At 33.3% G+C, this 2207-nt stretch carries 2 protein-coding genes; both read right to left on the reverse strand.

The genetic code is table 11. From position 1 onward, the window contains the following. Nucleotides 1–1044 (reverse strand): hypothetical protein (locus CYP28_RS01860; RefSeq protein ID WP_141090896.1); only part of this gene is annotated, 1044 nt, incomplete at its 3' end. Between the two features lie 24 nt (nt 1045–1068). After that, nucleotides 1069–2207: ATP-binding domain-containing protein (locus tag CYP28_RS01865; RefSeq protein ID WP_181000403.1), on the reverse strand; the 1139-nt coding region annotated here is incomplete at its 5' end.

A 2207-nucleotide genomic window follows, 5' to 3' on the forward strand; every position in this document is an offset into this window, starting at 1 on the left:
GTCTATATATTCTTGGGTGTCAAATCCACTAAGCTCTACTACAAGAATATTACTCTCGCCAAAAACAAAAAAATCAGGTCTATATTGACTACGAAAATAGGGGAATTTCTTTTTGCTTAATCTATTGTGTTCGTCTGATACCGATTTGAAAAAAGTCCTATTTGCAGCAAAAAGCTTTCTTGCCATATCTCGTTCATTTTCACTCTCAATAAAGGCTATCTGCTCTTTTTCTGCACTAAAAAATACTGGACAAACAAAAAGTCTAACAGCCAAGTTTCTACTCACCGAAGCTATTACAAAGTAAGGAGGTTGAATAAAATTGTTAAAAATTTTTAGTCTTTTTATTGCAATTTTTACCCTCTTTACCGTGCTTTTTATAATGTATTTGCTATCTTGAAAATGTATCTCTGCAATAGATTTGTCATCATCGCTATCATCATATTTTGTTAGATCATCAAAAGTAATACCCTTGAACAAGAAAAAATCGCTACGATCTTTTATATTTTCAATCGAGCCTATCTTAGAAATTTTTATATCGCTTTTATTCAGGCCATATCTGAAATTTTCATAAGTATAATTTGGGATATATCTATCATTTCCTTTGTTTGCAATATTGAAAGCAAAGGCGTTTGCACTACTAATCCAGTCGATACAAAAACTATTAAAAGTAGTTGCTTTTGCCATTATTCGCTTCATAGCATTGCTGCTATTCTCATCTGCTTCACTCTTCGTTGGCTCCTTAAAAAGTGATAGCGAGTAAGTTTGTGTTTCTTCATCATAAAGCTCGCTAGCAGTATTGCTAAATATGCACTCATCTTCGTGGGTTTGCGTTATCTTTGGGAAAGTTCTTAGAAAAAGACCACCTCGGCTTACAACTGACATCCAAAGCTCTTTTTTAGGGTTACAACCACATTTTATAACTCTGCCAGCAAGGTGGTATTTTGAAAGTAGCGACTGATAAAAAATACTTGAAAGCTCAGATCTACTTTCAAATTCATACTTACAAAAAGAACCATCTGACCCTTTAATTAAAATACTTGCCATCTTAAATCTCCGCCATTAAGCCTTCTACATTTTAGGGAAAGAGAACGTCACTCTATTGCTATTATTTACAAAAGGCTCGTCTTGATCATCATAAATATCACTATTTATACTTATTCTATCATCCTCGCCTTCTACTGGCTCTGTGATTTTTTTATATGAAAAAAAATTCTGATCTATCTTTGTATCAGAGCTTGGGCTTTCATCCTTACAATAAAAATAACGCAAGAAATTCTTGTTGCTATCTCGTTCATAAAACAAAATAGAACTCTTAGCACGTGTAACTGCCGTATGAGCAATGTTAATCTCTTCGTCAGTGCAATAATACTCGTTCTTTCTAGTAAAAAAATCATCTCCTATAATGACATTTTTATACTCTTTTCCCTTGGACTGATGAACGTTTGTAATAATAACACTAGCATTGGCCTTGGCGCGTATATTAAGATATTTTTCCAAAAACGCCTCGTCATATCTCACCAGGTAGTTATACTCTGGCATTTTTTCAAGTAGTTTTCTTACGTTTTCATCTTTTACGGCCATGCTTATATTTAGCACATCTCCATCAAAATCAGGCTGTAAAATAGAATAAGCTTTCCGAATTTGATTTTTTACATAATCACTCTCAATCACAGAGAATATATTTTTTTGATATACACCCTTTAGATCCTTTTTTATTGCTGGATCTAGGACAACGTTATCTGGTGAAAAATCACTATCTGGATAGTCGCTCGCAACTATTTTTTCAAGCGATTTACTAAGTTCATTAAAACAATCAATACAACCACTATTTGTTCTAAAAATGATGGCCGTATTGTTTTTTCGGCTCTTTGCGTCAGTTTTATGGCTTTCTTCTTTGTTGTAATTTTCTATTATTACTCTTGCCAGTGTATCATTATCAAAGACTTTGCTATCTATTGTGTCTTTAACTCTTTCATTGCCAATCAGTCTATCGTTAGGGTGAATGTGTCTTGCAATTTTCTCGCCAAACTTCGCAATATTTTCACCATACCTAAAAGATGTTGTAAGTGTCAGATCCTGAAACCAAGAGTTATTTTGGTTTGCCCACTCAAAAATATTAAATGAACCATTAAATTTGTAAATTGACTGCTTAGGATCGCCAAATGCCAAAAAGTATTTGTTTTTTAAACATTCATCCTCTCTAGCAA

The sequence above is a fragment of the Campylobacter concisus genome (assembly GCF_002914195.1).
In the GTDB taxonomy this organism is placed as follows: Bacteria; Campylobacterota; Campylobacteria; order Campylobacterales; family Campylobacteraceae; genus Campylobacter_A; species Campylobacter_A concisus_M.